The sequence below is a fragment of the Sphingomonas sp. AOB5 genome (assembly GCF_029433115.1).
Taxonomy (GTDB): Bacteria; Pseudomonadota; Alphaproteobacteria; order Sphingomonadales; family Sphingomonadaceae; genus Sphingomonas.
The window spans coordinates 1-3,016 of sequence record NZ_JARNTV010000121.1; the positions used below are offsets into that span (position 1 = coordinate 1).

General features: G+C 65.8%; 2 protein-coding genes. Both read left to right on the top strand.

The annotated features are described in order from the left end of the window. The coding region (locus tag P1X14_RS21855) for a 2-oxoglutarate dehydrogenase E1 component (protein ID WP_277317537.1) at nucleotides 1-2,672 on the top strand (2,672 nt) is incomplete at its 5' end. 6 nt (nucleotides 2,673-2,678) lie between these two features. After that, on the top strand, nucleotides 2,679-3,016 hold a 338-nt coding region (locus P1X14_RS21860), incomplete at its 3' end, for a biotin/lipoyl-containing protein (protein ID WP_346770469.1).

The following is a 3,016-nucleotide window of genomic DNA, read 5'->3' on the forward strand; positions in this document are numbered from 1 at the left end:
CTCCGGCGCCCGCCGCCGCGGCTGCGCCCTCGGCCGACGAGATCGCCCGCGCCGCCGGCGATTCGATCCGCGCGATGATGCTGATCCGCACCTATCGCGTGCGCGGTCACCTTGCCGCCAATCTCGATCCGCTCGGCCTCGCCCGGCAGGAACTGCCCGCGGACATGACGCCGGAATATCACGGCTTCTCGGGCGCCGATCTCGATCGTCCCATCTATCTCGGCGGCGCGCTGGGCCTGCAGCAGGCAAGCGTCCGCGAGATCGTCTCGATCCTTCAGGCCAATTACTGCGGCAATGTCGGCCTCGAATATATGCACATCTCGGACGTGGAGGAGCGCCGCTTCCTCCAGGACCGGATGGAGGGCAAGGACAAGGCCATCCAGTTCTCGCCGGAAGGCAAGAAGGCGATCCTGAGCAAGGTCATCGAGGCCGAGCAGTGGGAGAAGTTCCTGGGCCGCAAATATGTCGGCACCAAGCGCTTCGGCCTCGACGGCGGCGAAGCGATGATCCCGGCGATGGAAGCGATCATCAAGTACGGCGGCCAGATGGGCGTCCGCGAGATCGTGTACGGCATGGCCCATCGCGGCCGCCTCAACATGCTCGCCAACGTGCTGGCCAAGCCGTTCCGCGTGATCTTCCACGAATTCTCGGGCGGCTCGGCCAATCCCGAGGATGTCGGCGGATCGGGCGACGTGAAATACCATCTCGGCACCAGCACCGACCGCGAGTTCGACGGCATCAACGTCCATATGTCGCTGGTCGCGAACCCGTCGCACCTCGAGGCCGCCGATCCGGTCGTGCTCGGCAAGGTGCGTGCACAGCAGACCTTCCGCGGCGATCTCGCCAAGCATGAGCAGGTCCTGCCCGTGCTGCTCCATGGCGACGCGGCCTTTGCGGGCCAGGGCATCGTCTGGGAATGCCTCGGCTTCTCGGGCATCCGCGGCTACAATACCGGCGGCTGTATTCACTTCATCATCAACAACCAGATCGGCTTCACCACCAGCCCGCAATTCGCGCGCTCCTCGCCCTATCCGTCGGACGTGGCGAAGGGCGTCCAGGCGCCGATCCTGCACGTCAATGGCGACGATCCCGAAGCCGTGACCTTCGCCTGCAAGGTCGCGATCGAGTTCCGCCAGACCTTCGGCCGCGACGTCGTGATCGACATGTGGTGCTATCGCCGCTTCGGCCATAACGAAGGCGACGAGCCGAGCTTCACCCAGCCGCTGATGTATGCCCGCATCAAGCAGCATCCGCCGGTCAGCGAAGTCTATGCCAAGCGCCTCGTCGCCGAAGGCTCGATCGACGCGGGCTTCGTCGACGGCAAGGTGACTGAGTTCACCAATTTGCTCGAAGGCGAGTTCGAGGCGGGTGCCTCCTATCTGCCCAACAAGGCGGACTGGTTCGCCGGCCGCTGGTCGGGCTTGCATGCCCCGGCGGATGCCGAAGGCGCGCGCCGCAATCTCGAGACCGGCATCGACAAGAAGCTGTTCGACAGCCTCGGCCGCACGCTGACCGACATCCCCGAGGGCCTGACCATCCACAAGACGCTGGCCCGCGTGATCGACGCCAAGCGCGAGATGTTCAAATCGGGCGAGAATTTCGACTGGGCGACCGGCGAAGCGCTCGGCTTCGGCTCGCTGCTGTCGGAGGGCTATGGCGTCCGCCTGTCGGGCCAGGATTCGGGCCGCGGCACCTTCTCGCAGCGTCACGCGGTGTGGATCGACCAGACCGACGAGCATCGCTACATCCCGCTCGGCGAGATCCCGCACGGCCGCTTCGAAGTGCTCGATAGCCCGCTGTCCGAATATGGCGTGCTCGGCTTCGAATATGGCTATGCCCTGGCCGATCCGAAGTCGCTGGTCCTCTGGGAGGCGCAGTTCGGCGACTTCGTCAACGGCGCGCAGATCATGATCGATCAGTTCATCGCGTCGGGCGAAGCCAAGTGGCTGCGCGCCAACGGCCTCGTGATGCTGCTGCCGCATGGCTATGAAGGCCAGGGCCCCGAGCACAGCTCGGCCCGGCCGGAGCGCATGCTGCAGCTGTGCGCGCAGGACAATATGCAGGTCGCCAACGTCACGACGCCGGCGAACTATTTCCACCTGCTCCGCCGCCAGATGCACCGGTCTTTCCGCAAGCCGCTGATCCTGATGACGCCCAAGTCGCTGCTGCGGCACAAGATGGCGGTGTCGAAGGCATCGGACTTCACCGGCGACACGCACTTCATGCGCATCCTTTCCGATCCTTCGGCGCCTGCCGACAAGGACGTGAAGCGGCTCGTGCTGTGCACCGGCAAGGTGGCGTACGACCTGATCGAGGCTCGCGACGCGGCAGGCGACAAGAACACCGCGATCGTCCGCATCGAACAGCTCTATCCCTTCCCCAGCGAGCCGCTGACCCTGCGTCTCGCGCGGATGACCAATCTCGAGGAAGTCATCTGGGCGCAGGAAGAACCGAAGAACAATGGCTATTGGTTCTTCGTCGAGCCGTTCATCGAGGAGTGCCTCAAGGCCGCGAAGATCAAGCCGCAGCGCGCCCGCTATGCCGGCCGCGCCGCCGCCGCTTCGCCGGCAACGGGCCTGATGAAGCGCCACCAGGCCGAACAGGGCGCACTCGTCGCCGACGCACTCGGACACAGCGTCCGTGAAGAAATCCGCAGAACCCGGAAAGGCTGATCTGCAATGACCGAAGTTAAAGTCCCCGTCCTCGGCGAATCGATCACCGAAGCCACCCTTGGCGAATGGCTCAAGAAGCCCGGCGAAGCCGTCGCCGTCGATGAGCCCATCGCCAGCCTCGAGACCGACAAGGTGTCGGTCGAGGTCCCCTCGCCTGTCGCAGGCGTGATGGGCCAGCAGCTCGTCGCGGTCGGCGATACGGTGAATGTCGGCGCGACCATCGCGACCGTCGAGGCCGGTGGCGCTGCCGCCGCGCCTGCGCCCGCCGCAGCTGCTCCGGCAGCCGCTCCAGCCCCTGAAGCCGCACCCTCGGGCGAAGCCGCCGCGCTCTCGCCGTCGGTCCG